The sequence below is a fragment of the Pseudacidovorax sp. genome (assembly GCF_017991995.1).
Classification (GTDB): Bacteria; Pseudomonadota; Gammaproteobacteria; order Burkholderiales; family Burkholderiaceae_C; genus Xenophilus.
In genome coordinates this window covers 158,769-173,971 of record NZ_JAGOPN010000006.1, presented here as the reverse complement: position 1 = coordinate 173,971, position 15,203 = coordinate 158,769, and the positions used below count along the sequence as shown (strand labels likewise).

Sequence of the window (15,203 nt, the reverse complement as noted above, 5' to 3'; positions counted from 1 at the left end):
CCTTATTCAGCCGCCCCAGCGCTGGAGCAGCCGGTCCACGCGCTGGTCGAAGCCGCCGTCCAGCGGCCGTTCGAACTGCGACAGGTGCGCCGCAAGGCGGCCGGCCGCGGGTGCCAGCGCGTCGCCATGGAGATCGAGCAGCGCCTGCGCCTGCCAGTGCGCCAGGCGCTGCAGCAGCCGCTGTTGCGTGGCCGGCCAGGCCGCGGTGTCGCGCAGCAGGCCCAGGAAGTCCTGGGCCTGTGCGGCCTCGCGCATCCAGGGCATGCCCTCCACCGGGGCGAGCAGGCTGCGCGCCAGCAGGCCGACGGGCTTGCCGGTGAAGACGGCGTCGAACTGCAGCGTGCTGAGCGTGAAGAGCAGGGCGTCGGCCGCCCCGAAGACGGTGGCCGTGCTCTGCTGCACGCGCAGGATGCGCGGATGGGCCGGCAAGGCCAGCACGCGTCCGGCGGCGAGGTTGAAGGGATGCTCCTGCACCAGCAGCCAGTGACCGTCGGCCATCACGCGTTCGCACAGGGCGTCCACGCGTGCCTGCAGCCTGGCGTGGCTGCAGTCGTGCAGGTCGGCCAGGCAGTCCTGGTCACGGCCGTGCAGGCTGGGCTCTCCGTGCGTGAAGAAGGCGAGCACCCAGTCCTCGTCGCCGATGCCCCAGGCGCTTCTTGCGGCCGCCCGGTCGAGTTCGGCGGGCGCGTCGTAGCGGTCGGGCGAGTCGATGGCCCGCGTGCGCTCGACCAGTGCGGCCACTTGGGCTGGTGCTTCGGCGCAGGTGGCGGCGGCATGGCCCAGCGCCAGGCTGGTGGTCTGCTCGCTCAGGCCGTTGTTCTCGCCCGTGTCGACCATGAGCGTGTACTTGAGCCAGCCGCGCTCCACCGACCAGAAGGGGATGTCGCGCGCACGGCTCAGGTGGCGCAGGCGGCGCGTCACCGGGTTCAGGCTCTGCCAGCCCAGCACGGCGCAGGGCCGCAGCTGGTCCAGCACATCGCCCAGGAACTCATGGGCCACGCGCTGCGCGTCTTCGGCCCCGGCATAGCTGCAGCGGTACCAGGCCACGGTGTCGAGGATGTCCTGCTCTTCGATGGCGATGCCCTGAGAGGGCTGGCCGCGCCAGCGGGCGAAGTCGGTGAGCGCGAAGGGGATGGGCAGGGCGTCCAGCCCCGGCGTCTCGATGGCCGTGGTGGCCAGGAGCACGAGGCGCAGGCCCTGGCTGGCCAACTGCTCTGCCAGCGCCAGCCAGAAGGCTTCGACGCGCGGGTCCACGCTGGCAGGCACGCAGTGCATGGCCAGCACCAGGCCGCGGGCGATGGGGGCCTGGGCCGCGCCGGCCACGCGCCGCCAGGGACGCTGGGCCGTGGCATAGCTGATGTGCGACAGGTCGACCGCCGGCTGCAGTGCCGGCTTGTGGCCACCCATGATCCACCACTCGCTGTCGGGTGGCATGCGCGTCTCGGCCGGCAGTTCGCGCCAGGTGCGGGGCATGCGCAGCCACTGGCCCCCGCCGAGGCCGGACTTGCAGCCGCTGGCGATCTGCTGCACCAGCCGGTCGCGCACGAAATGCGTCGAGAACTCGCGCCGCAGCCGGTCGAGGGTGTAGACATGCAGGTGGTGCGGGTTGGGGTCTTCGCCGGTCTCGTCGCTCCAGTCGTTGGGCACGCTGACCACGATGCGGCCGCCCGGCGCCAGCAGGCGCTCGAAGGCGGCCAGCGTCTGCTGCGGCTCCTCCACATGCTCCAGGGTCTCGAAGGACACGATGAGCTCGAAGCTGGCGTCGGGCAGTTGCGCCAGGTCGCGCGGCAGGTAGCCGGCGTGGAAGGCTAGGCGCTCGTCCTGCGTGGCGAAGTTCTGCCGCGCATAGTCGATGGCATAGGCGCTGCCGTCGATGCCGGTGACGCTGGCGCAGGTGCTGTGCCGCGCCAGGATGTAGCTGCCATAGCCCAGGCCGCAGGCGGCGTCGAGCACGCGGTCGCCGGCGCGGGCCAGGCTGGCGGCCCACTGGTAACGGATGAGGTGGGCGTCCGCGCGCTCGCCGGTCTCGCGCAGCATGTCCATGTGCAGGTCGCGCTCGGCCAGCAGCTCGTCCTGCGGATACGCCGCCAAGGCCGCATCGGGAATGCGCTGCAGCGGCACGACGAGCGGCCACGCGTCGGCGTCCAGTGCCTCGTAGGGCAGGCACAGGTGGTAGGCCGGATGCTTGCGGAAGCCCGCGGCGAAGGCCTGGCGCTCGATGTGCGCGCGGGCGGCGGCGGCCGGCAGTCCGGCGGGCGGTTCGGCCACGAGGGCCAGCAGATCCTGCGCGCCCGCGGCGCGCAGTGCATCGAGCTGGGCCCGCAGGCCGGGGCCGTCCGCGTCCGCCCAGCGCAGTGCCCAGGCGATGCCAGGGGTGCTAGCGCCGCGCGCGCGCGGCCATTCACCCAGTGCACTGCGCATTGCCTGCACGTCCATCGCAGCGTCGGCGCCCACGAGCCGCGGGGCGCCGGCATCGGCAGGGCCCAGCAGCTCGGCGAGCAGTTCGGCCGAGCTGCCGAGGCACAGCGGCGCGGTCGGGCCCAGGCAGAGCTGCGCGGCGCGCCGGGCGAACAAGGGCGCGGGCAAGGCGGCGAGCGGGGCGTTCACGAAACGAGCTCCGGTGCCGCGGCATCGGCCGCGGGGGAGGGATGGGCGGCCGGCACGGTGCCGCGCTCGACGAGGGGTCGGTAGACGATGCGCAGCACGGTGCCCGGGACCACGGGGGCGCGGGCGGCGGGGACGTACATCATTCCGCCCGGTTCCAGGCGCAGCAGGCCGTCGTCGTCGAAGGCGGCCTGGTCCAGCAGCACATCGCGGCCCAGCTGCAGGTCGACCGGCGCATCCTGCAGGGTGCCGAGGGTCAGGCGCTGGATGGCGTCGAGCTGGATGCAGCGCAGATGGCGGCCCCAGAGCACGCTCATGTCGAAGCTGGCACTGAGGGGCAGCACCAGCTGGTGGTAGCCGTCATGGGTGGCGATGGCGGTCACCTCCTGCAGGGCATGCTGCGTGCGGTTGGCCAGCAGGACGGCCAGTTGCTGCCGACGCTGGCCCCCGCGGCCGGCGTCCAGCGCAAAGCCGAAGCGCACGGCGTCGAGCAGCAGGTTGGACAGTCCCGCATCCAGGTGCCGCAATTCGGCGGGATGCCCCACGCGGAGATCGCGGAAGTCGTGCGTCAGCATGGCGAAGCCCTCCCGGCGGAACTCCTGCGCTGCCGCCGCCAGGTCGATCACCGGATGGGCGAGCGACGAGCCGAGGTTCATGTCGAACTGCAGGCCGGCCAGGCATTCGGTCTCTTCGGGCGAGGGAAAGTAGACGAGCCGCCCCAGGTCGGCTGCGGCATTGATGCCCAGCTCCACCAGGTCCGCCGGGCCGCGGCAGGCGGCAGGCCAATCGCGCCACTGTGCGACGAAGCGCAGGCAGGCCGCCTGCATCGCCTCGACCTGCGGCGATGCCACCCGCGGGCGCGCCCCGGCCGCCGCCCGCGGCGTGCCGTCGTCGTCGTAGTCCTCCGTGCTGGGGGCCGCCAGGGCGCAGATCTTCTCGAAGATGCCGATGAACGTGGTGAGCGCGACCACCAGCCGTTCGTCCGCCCAGTGCGCATCGATGAGGGCGCGGCGGTCCGATCCATGCAGCGTGGCATTGCGTGCGAGCAGGTAGGCACCGAAGAGCTCCACGCCCAGGGCTTCCTTCAGCACGGGCGCCAGCGCGGTCTGCACCGTGCCCGCATAGCCCAGGTCCACCAGCATCAGCCGCTCGCCCGGTTGCACGCCGGTGCGGCTGCGGACATGGGCGACGAGCCGGCGGCCGTAGGTCTGCGATTGCGCAAAGATGGTGCGCAACACGGCCGGCTGCTGCACGGCATTGGCGAAGGCGCGGGCCGGGTCTGGCTGCCGCCTGGCCTGGGCCACCAGCTGGCGCGCCATGTCGGGCGGCAGCAGCAGCTGGCGCGCGAGGATGTCCAGCGTGTGCACGCTGAGCGAACCGGCCAGCACGCCCAGCACGTCGTCCTGCGTGCGCAGCGAGGCGGCGATGGCCGCGAAGCGCGAGATGTGCAGCGCGCTGGCGTCCAGCACGCCCGGCGCCAGGGCCTCGCAGGCCCGCTGCGGCAGGTGCCCGTCGCGCATCAGGAAGGCCGTGCGCACCCGCGGCCCGCGTGCGGCCAGGGCCTGTTGCTGCTGGAGAATGAATTCGGCGAAGGCCGCGAGGATCGGTCCGACGGCGCCATGGCCGATGCGATCGGCCACCGTGGCCGCCTGCTCGTCCCCCAGCGAGAGGACGCCGTGGAAGAGGCTGGGCACGGGGCGTTCCGCACGCAGCTGCGGCATCAGCTGCAGCGCGGCCTGCAGGCGGTCGCCCGCCTGGGCCGTGGTGGTCTCGTCGAGCGGCAGCAACTGGGCCGCGCCGATGCCGGCCTGGCGTGCGGCCTCGGCATCGGCCACCGGATGGTCGCCCACATGGAAGAGATGGGCGGCGTTGCCGCCTTCGCGCCGCAGCACCTCCTTCCAGCCGCCGGCGCTCTTGCCGCGGCCCAGTTCGCTGGAGCAGTGGATGGCGTCGATGCCCGCGCAGTCGGGGTCGTCCATCACCCGACACAGCAGGCGGCGCAGCTCGGCGGCGGTCCAGTAGGTGTCGCTCACGACGATGACGCGCAGGCCGCGGGCCTTGGCCTGGCGGATCAGCGCGAGCGTGCATGGATGGATGAAGCCCGCTTCGGCCTCGCAGTCGAACTCGGCGTCGCACAGCGCCTGTCGCTGCGCGGCCGTGGCATGGGGCAGGGCCTGCCGGTAGATCTCGTCGAGCGTCACCTCGGGCAGGCCGCTGCGCAGCTCCTTGCGGCGCCGGGCCTGGGTCTCGCTGGCGGCTCGCCACGCGGCCGTCAGGCCCAGCGCCACGGCGGCAGGCCGCTGCTGCAGGGCATAGAACACATCGATGGGCTGCGCCACGCGGCGCCACAGCAGCGTGTCGAAGCAGTCCAGCGACAGCGTGCGCACGCCGAGGGGCAGCAGTGCCGGCAGTTCGGGCAACTCGGCGGGCCGGAGAGTGGAAGGAGGCATGGTCGCTTTCGACGCAATCGGGGCATTGCCACTGTAGGGGCGGCACCCGTGCGTCGAAGGCCCGATATGCGGCGGCGGGGGGCGGCTGTTCTCGCCTTCGGCGGGCCGCCTGGCCCGTGCGTGTGCAGGCTCAGGGCTTGGCGTCCGCCACGTTCTGGCGGGGCGCAGCCGGCGCGCTGACGGTCGTGGCGGGCGCGGCAGCCGCCTGCTCCTGCAGCGCCTTCACGGCGTCGCCGGCCTCCATGCTCCGGCGCCCGTCCATGCGGGCCTCGGCCTCGCGGGTGAGCACGGTGATGCTGATGCGCCGGTTGATGGCGGCGGTGCGGTCGTTCTTGTCCAGCGGGTCGCTGGCGGCCAGGCCCACCACGCGGATCAGCTTGTCCTCGGGCATGCCGGCGGCCACCAGTTCGCGGCGCGAGGCGTTGGCGCGGTCGGCCGACAGCTCCCAGTTGCTGTAGCCGCGCTCGCCGTTGCCGTAGGGGGTGGAATCGGTGTGGCCGGCCAGGCTCACCTTGTTGTCGATGCCCTTGAGCGAGCCGCCGATGGCGCCCAGGATGTCGCGCATGTAGGGCTTCACCAGCGCGCTGCCGGTGTCGAACATCGGCCGCTGCTGGGCATCGACGATCTGGATCTCCAGGCCGTCGGGCGTGGTCTCCAGGCGGATCTGCGAGCGGAACTCGCGCAGCTTCACGTCGCTGGTGATCAGCACCTCGATGCGGCCGCGCAGGGCTTCGAGCTTGCGTGCGTCCTCGCGCGCGGCCTGGGCGCGGGCCTCGGCCGTGTGCGAGCGGGTCGGGTCCTTGCCCACCTCGGTGCTGCGGCGCATCTCGCCGGTGGTGCGGGTGAGGTCGTTGCCGCCGCCGGTCACGATGCTGGAGCTGCTGCCGGTGCCCGGTCCACCTGCCATTTCCACCTTGAGCGGCGAGTTGAAGTAGTTGGCGATGCCCTGCAGGTCGCCCTTGGTGGTCGAGCCCAGCAGCCACATCAGCAGGAAGAAGGCCATCATGGCCGTCACGAAGTCGGCGTATGCGATCTTCCAGGCGCCGCCATGGCTCGCATGCACCGTCTTCTTGACGCGCTTGACGATGATGGGCTGGAGCTTGCGCCCCGACGAGCCGGTGGCCATGGTTGCGTTCGTGATTCAGTGACGGGGCGGCGCGGCGTTCAGGGGCCTCAAGCTGGCTTCTTCTTGACGTGGTTTTCCAGCTCGCTGAAGGTCGGCCGCTCCGTGGAGAACAGCACCTTGCGGCCGAACTCGATGGCCGTCGTCGGGTTGTAGCCCTGCATGCTGGCCAGCAGCGTGGTCTTGATGCACTGCAGCTCCTTGCCCGCGTCCTCGGCCTTCTGCTCCAGCAGGCCCGCGAGCGGCTCCACCACGCCGTAGGCCAGCAGGATGCCCAGGAAGGTGCCCACCAGCGCCGAGCCGATCATGGCGCCGAGCACGGCCGGGGGCTGGCCCACTGAGCCCATGGTGTTCACCACGCCCAGCACGGCGGCCACGATGCCGAAGGCCGGCAGGCCGCCGGCCAGGCGGGTGAGGGCGGCCACGGGGCCATGGGCCTCCTGGTGGTGGGTCTCGATCTCGCTGTCCATCAGGGACTCGATCTCGTGCGCGTTGAGGTTGCCCGAGACCATCATGCGCAGGTAGTCGGTGGTGAACTCCACCACGTGGTGGTCGCTGCCCACCTTGGGATAGGCCTGGAAGATGGGCGACTCGGCCGGCGACTCCACGTCCTTCTCGATGGACATCAGCCCGTCCTTGCGGGCCTTCTGGAGGATGTCGTAGAGCAGCGCCATCAGCTCCATGTACCGCGCCTTGGTGTACTTGGAGCCCTTGAGCGAGGCGGGCAGGGCCTTCATCGTGGCCTTGAGCACCTTGGGCTGGTTGTTGACCACGAAGGCGCCGATGGCGCCGCCGCCGATCACCAGGATCTCGTTGGGCAGGGCATGCAGCACCACGCCGATGTTGCCGCCGTGCGCGATGAAGCCGCCGAAGATGCAGCCCAGGGCGACCAGGTAACCGAGGATGACGAACATGGTGGAGATCGAAGATCAGGTGGTGCTATTGGGCCTGACGGCGGGCTGAACCGGTCCCGCAAAAAGGGCCCGATCACGGGCCCATATCGACAGTTCGGAGGCAGGGTGCCTGGGGTTCAATTCACTGAAGATGCACACCATTGGCCGAACCTGCACCCGCCCCCTTGCCCGCCCGAGCCGGCGGCTCGCACAGGCCGCACACGAAGTGGCGGGGGTTCTCGTAGGCATCGGCGACGAAGTGGCCGCCGCAGCGCGTGCAGGGCACCATCTTGAGCATGTTGTTCTTGACGAAGCGCACCAAGCGCCACGCGCGGGTGATGGTCAGCAGCGGCTCCAGGCCCTGCGCACCGACCTGCTCGGAATAGAGGCCATAGGCCTTGATCATCACGTCGACGTTCTCCAGGTCGGCGCTGGAGCGGCTGAGGTAGGCGTGGATGTTCTGGAACAGCGAGGCGTGGATGTTCGGCTGCCAGGTGAGGAACCAGTCCGTCGAGAAGGGCAACTGCCCCTTGGACGGCGAGCGGCCGGCCACTTCCTTGTACAGGCGCAGCAGGCGCTCGTAGGACAGATCGGTTTCGCTTTCGAGCACCTGCAGCCGGGCGCCCATCTCGATCAGGCTGACGGCCCGGTCGATCTGGCGCGACTCGTCGAGCACGCTCTTGGGGGTAGGCATCTTCTTGCTATCCACGAGGTGACAGGTTCAGAGACCCTGCTCCGCGATGCGGCTGGACATGACGATGTTGGCATGCAGCCGGGCCGTGGCCTCGTTGATGGTGCGGTGGCCGACGTTGTGGTTGGTCAGCAGGCTCCAGACCATGTCGTCGTCCGCGCGGAAGGTGCACAGCAGCATGTTGCCCGACGCGATCTTCATCAGCTGGGCCGGCGACAGCGCCGCGATCAGGTCGGCCGATTCGCCGGAGATGCCAAGGCGGTAGAGCGCCTGCGCGCGGTCCTCGCGGATGAGGCTCTGGGCCAGCATCAGGTAGGTGAGGTTGGCTTCCTTGATCTCGGAAAGGATCTGGTCGCTGGTCATGGTGGGCCCCCAAGGAACTGTGTCAGTCGATGGAAGTAATTGTGAGATTGGTAACAAAAAACTTAATGCGAAGCAGGCGGTACTTGGTGTCATCCAAGCTACAACTTCGCGAGATTTTTGGTTACACGGAAAGTATTCATTCCAAGACTTGGTGCCAGCAATCCGGTGCATCTAGTGCCTACGCATTAACTTTGTCACACCGGGTGTCAGCGTTCCCGCGATGGATGGCGCTGTCAAGGACACTGTGGGGTTTTGGCGTCGAGTCCGCGAAAGTTCTAGCGAGTTACAGCTGTCGCGGGCAATGCGTTAGAACAGTAACAGGTCGTATCGGTGTTGGGCAGGCCGCCGCCGACTGCCGGACAACGGGCCGGGTGTCTTGCGCAGGGCCGGAATCTTTAGGGTCTGCACCGAAAAATAAAGTGCTCAAGTCGAGCCCCGCGAGACCCGAAATCCAGGCAACGGGCCTCACCGGTCCGTCTGGCAGCCAGTGTCGGCACTGGCAGACATTGGCAACGGATGCCGGATCCACCGGCTTGCAACAGGAGTAGTCACCATGGCCTCGATCATCAACACCAACATCGGTTCGCTCAACGCCCAGCGCAACCTGGCCGCGAGCCAGAACTCGCTGGCGACCTCGATCCAGCGTCTGTCGTCCGGCCTGCGCGTCAACAGCGCCAAGGACGACGCCGCCGGCCTCGCCATCGCCTCCCGCCTGGACGCCCAGGCCCGCGGCATGAACGTGGCGGCCCGCAATGCCAACGACGGCATCTCGCTGGCGCAGACGGCCGAAGGCGCGCTGGCCCAGATCGGCAACAACCTGCAGCGCATGCGCGAACTGGCCGTGCAGTCGGCCAACGACACCAACACCAGCACCGACCGCACGGCCCTGGACAACGAGTTCAAGCAGCTCGCCCAGGAAAACTCGCGGATCATCACCAACACCAAGTTCAACGGCCAGTCGCTGCTGACCGGCACGGGGGGCTCCAGCGGCACGTTCACCTTCCAGGTGGGCGCCAACACGTCGGCGGACAACCAGATCTCCGTCGCCACCACCGACGTGGCAGGCGCGATGACCACCGCCACCCAGGGCGCCTCGGCAACCCTGGGCACGACCGCCGCCAGTGCACGCACCGCCATGACGGCGATCGATTCGGCCATCGACAGCATCTCGAACTCGCGCTCCACCTTCGGTGCCGCCCAGAACCGCTTCGAGGCCACCATCACCAACCTGCAGACCGCGGCCGAGAACACCAGCTCCGCCAAGAGCCGGATCACCGATGCCGACTTCGCCGTCGAGACGGCCAACCTGTCGCGCGCGCAGATCCTGCAGCAGGCCGGCACCTCGATGGTGGCGCAGGCCAACCAGATGCCCCAGACCGTGCTGAAGCTGCTGGGCTGATCGTTCGCAGGACGAGGGGCGCGCTGCCGCCCGGCAGGGCGTCTCCATCGAGGCGGCTGGCGATTCTTCGCCCGCCGCCTTCAACCATTGAGGAGCACCGTACATGGCCAGCACCGGCACCGTGACGTCGAGCGGCACCAACATCGACATCGACTCCATCGTCAGCAAGCTGATGTCGATCGAGCAGACCTCGGTCACCAAGCTGCAGAACCAGGCGAGCACCATCCAGAGCCAGGTGTCGGCGGTGGGCACGGTCAAGTCGATGCTGTCCACGCTGTCGGATTCGGCCACCGCGCTGACCAAGGCGACGCTGTGGGCCACGAAGACGGCCAGTTCTTCTTCCGCGGCGGTGGGCGTGAAGGTGTTGGACTCCAGCCTGGCGGCCGCCGGCAGCTTCCAGGTGAGCGTGTCGCAACTGGCGCGCTCGCAGTCGGTGTCGTCCTCGGCGGTGGCCGCCACCGATGGCTTCCAGGCGGGCACGCTGTCGATCCAGGTCGGCACCTGGAGCGGCACCTCGGGCACGAGCCCCAGCTTCGCGGCCGGCAGTGCCGCTGCCGTGGACGTCGCCATCAGCGAAGGCGACACGCTCTCCACCGTCGCCTCCAAGATCAACGCGGCCGGCGCCGGGGTGACGGCCAGCGTGGTCACCGACCTTAGCGGCCAGCGGCTCGTGATGCGCTCGGCCACCACCGGCGAGGCCGCGGGCTTCCAGGTCTCGGCCAGCGGCTCGGGCACTGGCACCGCCCTGAGCGGCCTGGCCTTCGACGCGCCGGGCTCGGGCGCCGGCATGGCGGCCAACAGCGTGCAGTGGGCGGCCAACTCCGTCGCGACGGTGGACGGCGTGACCGTCACCTCGGCCACCAACACCGTCACGGGCGCCGTCCCGGGCCTGTCGCTGACGCTGTCGCAGCTGAGTGCGGATCCGGTCACCGTCACCGCCAGCACCGACACCAATGCGCTCACCAACGCGATCCAGGGCTTCGTCAACGCCTACAACAACATCAACAGCCAGATCAACTCGCTGACCTCGTACGACGCGGCCAGCAAGAAGGCGGGGCTGATGCAGGGCGACAGCATGGTGACCGGCCTGCAGACCATGATGCGGCGGCTGGTAGGGACCGCGAATGCGAGCGGCACCTTCACCACCTTGTCGCAGCTGGGCATCTCCATCGGCAAGAGCGCGGACGGCGGCCTCACGCTGGACAGCACCAAGCTGTCCGAAGCGCTGGCCAACCCCGATGCGGTCAAGACCTTCTTCATGGGGGGCAGCGATGGTGCCGGCGGCACGACGGACGGCTGGGCCTCGCGCTTCTCGGCCTTCACCCAGGGCGCCGTGGGCACCGACGGCACGCTGGAGACGCGCACCGCGGCGCTGCAGAAGCAGCTCGACGCCAACTCGGACGACCAGACCAAGCAGACCGACCGCATGACGCTGGTCGAGTCGCGCCTGCGGGCCCAGTACTCGGCGCTGGACGCCAAGCTGAGCACGCTCACCTCGCTGGACACCTACGTCAAGCAGCAGATCGCGCAGTGGAACAAGTCGGGCAGTTGACGTGTAACTGACTTGATTTTGGGCGGCGGCGGCCGATAAAGAAGGAAAGCATCGAATCAGGAGCCGCCATGTACACACCTCCCGCCGCCCGCGTCGCCCGTGCCTACCAGCGCGTCGCGGTCGAATCCAGCATCGAAGGCGGTGCCAGCCCCCACCGCCTGGTGGAGATGCTCTATGAAGGCGTCGGCCAGTCGCTGCTGGCTGCGCAGGGCGCGCTGGCCCGCGGCGACATCGCCGCCAAGGGCGAGCAGATCGGACGCGCCGTCCGCCTGCTCGAAGAGGGGCTCAAGGCTGGCCTGGACCTGTCGCGCGGCGGCGAGCTGGCAGGTAGACTGCGCGCCTTGTACGACTACTGCATCGGCCGCCTCACCACGGCCAACCTGCGCAACGACGCGGCCATCGTGGCCGAGGTGGCCGCCCTGATCGGTCCCGTGGCGCAGGCCTGGCGCGAGATCGGTCCGCAGGCGCATGCAGTGGCCCCCCAACCGGCCTGAAGCCGCTATGCAGGAGCTCGCGATGTCCCATCGACTGCTGGACTACTACAAGGCGATCGAGGACGCGAGCGTACGCATGCTGGAGGCCGCACGCCGTGAGGACTGGGACGAGGTGGTGCGCTGCGAGGGCGCCTGCGCGGTGCTGATCGAGCAACTGCGCTTCAAGGGCCGCAGCGAGAAGCTGGAGCGCACCGAGCGGGCCGAGAAGGCGCGCATCATGCAGCGCATCCTGCGCAACGATGCCGAGATCCGCGTGCTGGCCGAGCCCTGGCTGTCGGACGTGGCCCAGCTCTTCGACGCTCGCCTGCAGACCATGCACTGAGGGAGCGCCCGGCCGCGCCTCACACCTGCATGTTCATGATGTCCGTGTAAGCCTGCACCAGCCGGTTGCGCACGTTCAGGGTGGCCTGGAAGCCCACCTGGGCCTTCTGGATGGCGACCATGGTCTGCTCCAGGCTGACCTGCGGGTTCTCCATCTGCACTTCCTTCTGCAGGCGCGACGACTCGTTCTGGGCATTGCTCACTTCGCGCAGTGCGCCCGAGAGCGCCGACGAGAAGCCGCCGCCGGCCGCGGCATCCACGCCGGGTGCAGGGCGGGCGGCGCCTGCCGGCCGCAGGCCCGCGGCCGAGGGGGTGACGGTGTTCAGGCGCAGTTCCATGATGGCCCGGATGCTAAGGCGCCCGTCGGCATGCCATGGCGGGAATTGAGGCCGAATCCGGGGCCTTATCCAAGGCTTGGCGGCGGCGGTGCTTCGAATAATCGGCGGCCATGCGGAGGCTGTCCTGGCGTCCGCCCTCCAACGCCGCCGCTCCCCTCATGTCCGCCGCTGCCGCCCAGCTTCCCGCCACCAGCCCCATGCCCGGCAATGCCCTGGTGCCGGCCGGCCTGGCCAGCCGCTTCGCCGCCCTGGACCGCAGCCAGCGCCTGAAGCTGGCGCTCGGCGCCGTGCTGCTGGCGGCGGTGGCCATCGCCGCCATCGTCATGGGGCGTTCGGCCGAATGGCGCGTGCTGTTCTCCAACCTCAGCGACAAGGACGGCGGCGCCATCGTCGCCCAGCTGGCGCAGATGAACGTGCCCTACAAGTACACCGAGGGCGGGGGCGCCATCATGGTGCCGGCCGACAAGGTGCACGACGTGCGGCTGCGCCTGGCCTCGCAGGGCCTGCCCAAGGGCTCGGTCGCCGGCTTCGAGCTGACCGATGCCAACCGCTTCGGCATGACGCAGTTCCAGGAGAAGCTGAGCTTCCAGCGCGGGCTGGAGGGCGAGCTCACGCGTTCCATCCAAGCCCTGGCGGCCGTGCAGTCGGCCCGCGTGCACCTGGCGCTGCCCAACCAGAACGGCTTCTTCCGCGAGCAGCAGAAGCCCTCGGCCTCGGTGCTGCTGACGCTGCATCCGGGCCGCACGCTCGACCGCGCGCAGATCGCCGGCATCGTGCACCTGGTCGCCTCCAGCGTGCCCGAGCTCAGCCCCGCGGCCGTCAGCGTGGTGGACGACAGCGGCAAGCTGCTGTCCAGCACCGGCGACGCCAATGCCAACGGCAGCGTCGATGCCCAGCAACTGGCCTATGTGCAGCAGCTGGAGCAGCTCTACACCCGTCGCATCCTGGACATGCTGGAGCCGGTGGTCGGCAAGCAGAACGTGAAGGCCCAGGTGACGGCCGACGTGGACTTCTCCCAGACCGAGGCCACCAGCGAGGAGCACCGGCCCAACCTGTCGCAGGACGCCAGCGCGGTGCGCAGCCAGCAGACCATCGAGACGGTGGGCGCCACGCCGGCCCAGCCCTCGGGCGTGCCGGGGGCGGCCTCCAACCAGCCGCAACCGCCCGGGGCGCCGGCCGCGCCCATCAACGGCCAGGCCGCCCCGCTGGCCCCCAACGGTGCCCAGGCACAAGGCCAGGCCCAGGCCGGCCAGCGCCCGCCGGGCAAGCGCGAGTCCATCACCAACTACGAGGTCGACAAGACCGTGCGCACCGTGCGCGGCGCGGTGGGCACCGTCAAGCGCCTGTCGGCGGCCGTGGTCGTCAACTACCAGGGTGTGCCCGATGCGCAGGGCAAGGTCACGCCCACCGCGCTGCCCGCGGCCCAGCTGGAGCAGATGACCGCGCTGGTGCGCGAATCCATCGGCTTCAGCAAGGAGCGTGGCGATTCGGTCAACCTGATGAACGCCGCCTTCATGGCCGACGGTGCCGTGGCGCCCGAGCTGCCCCTGTGGAAGCGGCCCGAGCTGTACGAACTGGCCCGCAGCCTGGCCTGGCCGGCGGCCCTGGCCGTGCTGGGCCTGGCCGTGCTCTTCGGCCTGGTACGCCCGGCGCTCAAGGCCCTGGCCCCGCCCAAGCCCGAGGCCGCCAAGGACAAGGCGCCGCAGGAGCCCCTCGCGCTGGAAGGCGGGCCCATCGCCGCGGCCCTGCCGGGCCCGGGCGGCGCGCTGGACGCCGTGGTGGGCGATGACCCCGAGCGCCCGGCGCTGGAAGCCCCGGGTATCGAGGGCGGCCCGGAGCCCATCGCGCTGCCGCGCCCGGAGCTGCTGCTGGAACAGGCCCAGCTCGAAGGCGCCCGCGTCATGGCCCGCCAGAACCCCGCCGCCGTCGCCAACATCGTGCGCGGCTGGATCAACGCAGACACCGAGAAGGCCTGAGCCGCCATGGACGAACAAGGACTCGAAGACGCCGCCGTGCTGCTCATGTCGCTGGGCGAGCAGGAGGCCGGCGAGGTGCTGCGGCACCTGTCGCCGCGCGAGGTGCAGAAGATCGGCGAGACCATCGCGCGCACGCATGTGGTGTCGCGCGAGCGCCTGGGTGCGGTGGCCGAGCGCTTCATCGCCGCGACGTCGGGCCAGGGCCTGTACGCCGCCGACACGCACCAGTACGTGCGCACGGTGCTGCAGCATGCCCTGGGCGAGGAAAAGGCCGGCATCCTGGCCGACCGCATCCTGCAGACCAGCGACTTGACCGGCATCGAGAACCTCAAGTGGATGGACGCCGTGGCCGTGGCCGAGGTGCTGCGCAACGAGCATCCGCAGATCGTGGCCGCCATCCTGGCCCACCTGGAGCCGGAGCAGGCCGCCGCCATCCTGGTGCAGCTCGGCGAGGACATGCGCGGCGACGTGCTGCTGCGCGTGGCCAAGCTGGAAGGCATCCACCCGGCCGCGCTGGAAGACCTGAACGACGTGATGTTCCGCGTGCTGGCCGGCGGCGGCAAGGTGCGCAAGCCCTCGCCGGGCGGCACCAGGACGGCGGCCGGCATGATCAACCTGCTGGGCGCCGGCAACGACACCTCCGCGCTCGACGCCATCCGCATCCAGGATCCGGACCTGGCACAGGAGATCGCCGACCTGATGTTCGTCTTCGACGACGTGCTCAAGCTCGACGACCGCTCGGTGCAGTTGCTGCTCAAGGAAGTGGCCACCGAGACGCTGATCGTCGCGCTCAAGGGTGCGGCCGATCCGCTGCGCGACAAGTTCCTGAAGAACATGTCCTCGCGCGCTGCCGAGGCCCTGCGCGAGGACCTGGAGGCCCGTGGCCCGATGCGCGTCTCGGAGGTCGAGGCGCAGCAGAAGGAGATCCTCAAGACGCTGCGCCGACTGGCCGAAGAAGGCCAGGTGGTGCTGGGCGGTGGCGCGGGCATGGTGTGAGGC

General features: G+C 70.0%; 13 protein-coding genes. 6 read left to right on the top strand and 7 right to left on the bottom strand.

The genetic code is table 11. The annotated features are described in order from the left end of the window. Positions 1 to 6: 6 nt before the first annotated feature. The 6 genes from KBC94_RS10425 to flhD form a co-directional block, all read right to left on the bottom strand. Positions 7 to 2,607 carry a methyltransferase domain-containing protein gene (locus KBC94_RS10425; RefSeq protein ID WP_294369651.1) on the bottom strand — a complete coding sequence of 867 codons (2,601 nt, stop codon included), beginning with the start codon at positions 2,605 to 2,607 and terminating at the stop codon, positions 7 to 9. Then, positions 2,604 to 5,054: an HAD family hydrolase gene (locus tag KBC94_RS10420; protein ID WP_294369646.1), complete on the bottom strand. Its 2,451-nt coding sequence runs from the start codon at positions 5,052 to 5,054 to the stop codon at positions 2,604 to 2,606. The genes KBC94_RS10425 and KBC94_RS10420 overlap by 4 nt, the downstream gene beginning before the upstream one ends. A 130-nt stretch (positions 5,055 to 5,184) precedes the next feature. Beyond that, entirely contained in the window at positions 5,185 to 6,180 is a 996-nt protein-coding gene (gene motB / locus KBC94_RS10415; RefSeq protein WP_294369643.1) for a flagellar motor protein MotB, read from the bottom strand. Between the two features lie 47 nt (positions 6,181 to 6,227). Then, a complete protein-coding gene (motA, locus tag KBC94_RS10410) occupies positions 6,228 to 7,091 on the bottom strand; it encodes a flagellar motor stator protein MotA (protein ID WP_234192326.1) in 864 nt (287 codons plus the stop codon). A gap of 121 nt (positions 7,092 to 7,212) precedes the next feature. After that, positions 7,213 to 7,764 (bottom strand): flagellar transcriptional regulator FlhC, encoded by a 552-nt coding sequence (gene flhC, locus KBC94_RS10405; RefSeq protein ID WP_294369639.1) that lies wholly within the window; start codon positions 7,762 to 7,764, stop codon positions 7,213 to 7,215. A 27-nt stretch (positions 7,765 to 7,791) separates the two neighbouring features. Then, complete coding sequence (gene flhD, locus KBC94_RS10400) at positions 7,792 to 8,124, bottom strand: flagellar transcriptional regulator FlhD (protein ID WP_017760131.1); 333 nt, start codon at positions 8,122 to 8,124, stop codon at positions 7,792 to 7,794. 553 nt (positions 8,125 to 8,677) lie between these two features. Here flhD and KBC94_RS10395 point away from each other — a divergent pair. The 4 genes from KBC94_RS10395 to KBC94_RS10380 all read left to right on the top strand — a co-directional run bounded on the left by KBC94_RS10395 (position 8,678) and on the right by KBC94_RS10380 (position 11,891). Then, positions 8,678 to 9,523, top strand: a complete 846-nt coding sequence (locus tag KBC94_RS10395) for a flagellin (protein WP_234192324.1) — start codon at positions 8,678 to 8,680, stop codon at positions 9,521 to 9,523. Between the two features lie 103 nt (positions 9,524 to 9,626). After that, positions 9,627 to 11,075: a flagellar filament capping protein FliD gene (gene fliD / locus KBC94_RS10390; protein WP_294369631.1), complete on the top strand. Its 1,449-nt coding sequence runs from the start codon at positions 9,627 to 9,629 to the stop codon at positions 11,073 to 11,075. A 68-nt stretch (positions 11,076 to 11,143) separates the two neighbouring features. Further along, complete coding sequence (gene fliS, locus KBC94_RS10385; protein ID WP_017759946.1) at positions 11,144 to 11,569, top strand: flagellar export chaperone FliS; 426 nt, start codon at positions 11,144 to 11,146, stop codon at positions 11,567 to 11,569. Positions 11,570 to 11,591: 22 nt separating this feature from the next. Further along, entirely contained in the window at positions 11,592 to 11,891 is a 300-nt protein-coding gene (locus KBC94_RS10380; RefSeq protein WP_043114550.1) for a flagellar protein FliT, read from the top strand. A gap of 19 nt (positions 11,892 to 11,910) precedes the next feature. On the opposite strand, the gene fliE is transcribed toward KBC94_RS10380, so the two are convergent. Continuing rightward, positions 11,911 to 12,228: a flagellar hook-basal body complex protein FliE gene (gene fliE, locus KBC94_RS10375; RefSeq protein WP_294369614.1), complete on the bottom strand. Its 318-nt coding sequence runs from the start codon at positions 12,226 to 12,228 to the stop codon at positions 11,911 to 11,913. A 197-nt stretch (positions 12,229 to 12,425) separates the two neighbouring features. Here fliE and fliF point away from each other — a divergent pair, with 197 nt between their 5' ends. After that, positions 12,426 to 14,204 carry a flagellar basal-body MS-ring/collar protein FliF gene (gene fliF / locus KBC94_RS10370; protein ID WP_294369899.1) on the top strand — a complete coding sequence of 593 codons (1,779 nt, stop codon included), beginning with the start codon at positions 12,426 to 12,428 and terminating at the stop codon, positions 14,202 to 14,204. Between the two features lie 6 nt (positions 14,205 to 14,210). Beyond that, positions 14,211 to 15,200 carry a flagellar motor switch protein FliG gene (gene fliG, locus KBC94_RS10365; RefSeq protein WP_017759319.1) on the top strand — a complete coding sequence of 330 codons (990 nt, stop codon included), beginning with the start codon at positions 14,211 to 14,213 and terminating at the stop codon, positions 15,198 to 15,200. Positions 15,201 to 15,203: the final 3 nt, after the last annotated feature.

Bases quoted from the DNA above. Each gene is read 5' to 3' on its own strand.
- KBC94_RS10420 (WP_294369646.1), bottom strand. From the start codon at position 5,054: ATGCCTCCTTCCACTCTCCGGCCCGCCGAGTTGCCCGAACTGCCGGCA.
- motB (WP_294369643.1), bottom strand. From the start codon at position 6,180: ATGGCCACCGGCTCGTCGGGGCGCAAGCTCCAGCCCATCATCGTCAAG.
- motA (WP_234192326.1), bottom strand. From the start codon at position 7,091: ATGTTCGTCATCCTCGGTTACCTGGTCGCCCTGGGCTGCATCTTCGGC.
- flhC (WP_294369639.1), bottom strand. From the start codon at position 7,764: ATGCCTACCCCCAAGAGCGTGCTCGACGAGTCGCGCCAGATCGACCGG.
- flhD (WP_017760131.1), bottom strand. From the start codon at position 8,124: ATGACCAGCGACCAGATCCTTTCCGAGATCAAGGAAGCCAACCTCACC.
- KBC94_RS10395 (WP_234192324.1), top strand. From the start codon at position 8,678: ATGGCCTCGATCATCAACACCAACATCGGTTCGCTCAACGCCCAGCGC.
- fliD (WP_294369631.1), top strand. From the start codon at position 9,627: ATGGCCAGCACCGGCACCGTGACGTCGAGCGGCACCAACATCGACATC.
- fliS (WP_017759946.1), top strand. From the start codon at position 11,144: ATGTACACACCTCCCGCCGCCCGCGTCGCCCGTGCCTACCAGCGCGTC.
- KBC94_RS10380 (WP_043114550.1), top strand. From the start codon at position 11,592: ATGTCCCATCGACTGCTGGACTACTACAAGGCGATCGAGGACGCGAGC.
- fliE (WP_294369614.1), bottom strand. From the start codon at position 12,228: ATGGAACTGCGCCTGAACACCGTCACCCCCTCGGCCGCGGGCCTGCGG.
- fliF (WP_294369899.1), top strand. From the start codon at position 12,426: ATGCCCGGCAATGCCCTGGTGCCGGCCGGCCTGGCCAGCCGCTTCGCC.
- fliG (WP_017759319.1), top strand. From the start codon at position 14,211: ATGGACGAACAAGGACTCGAAGACGCCGCCGTGCTGCTCATGTCGCTG.